Genomic DNA, 244 nt, shown 5'->3' with positions numbered 1-244 from the left:
GTGATGTCGCCCTTGTCGGTGGTGATCGTGGTGACGCCATGCGAGGCGTCCGACAGCGTCGCCGTGAACACGTAGTTGGCGACCGCGCCCTCGGCGACCGTCGAGGCGCTCAGGTTGACCGTCGCGTCGGTGGTGGTGTCGGTGACGTTGGCCGTCGCCGTGCCGGTGCCGATCACCAGGTGCTCGAAGTTGCCGCCCGCGGTGGCGGTGATGTTGGCGGTCAGGCTCGATGCGTCGTTGTAGA

General features: G+C 67.6%; 1 protein-coding gene. It reads right to left on the bottom strand.

Annotation, left to right across the window (positions count from 1 at the left end; translation table 11 throughout):
* Window positions 1–244 (bottom strand): immunoglobulin-like domain-containing protein (locus EN994_RS35595; RefSeq protein ID WP_164746613.1); only part of this gene is annotated, 244 nt, incomplete at both ends.

This window comes from Mesorhizobium sp. M7A.F.Ca.CA.002.09.1.1 (assembly GCF_003998555.1).
In the GTDB taxonomy this organism is placed as follows: domain Bacteria; phylum Pseudomonadota; class Alphaproteobacteria; order Rhizobiales; family Rhizobiaceae; genus Mesorhizobium; species Mesorhizobium ciceri.
The sequence above is the reverse complement of the archived record's forward strand: the minus strand, read 5'-3'. Positions and strand labels throughout refer to the sequence as shown.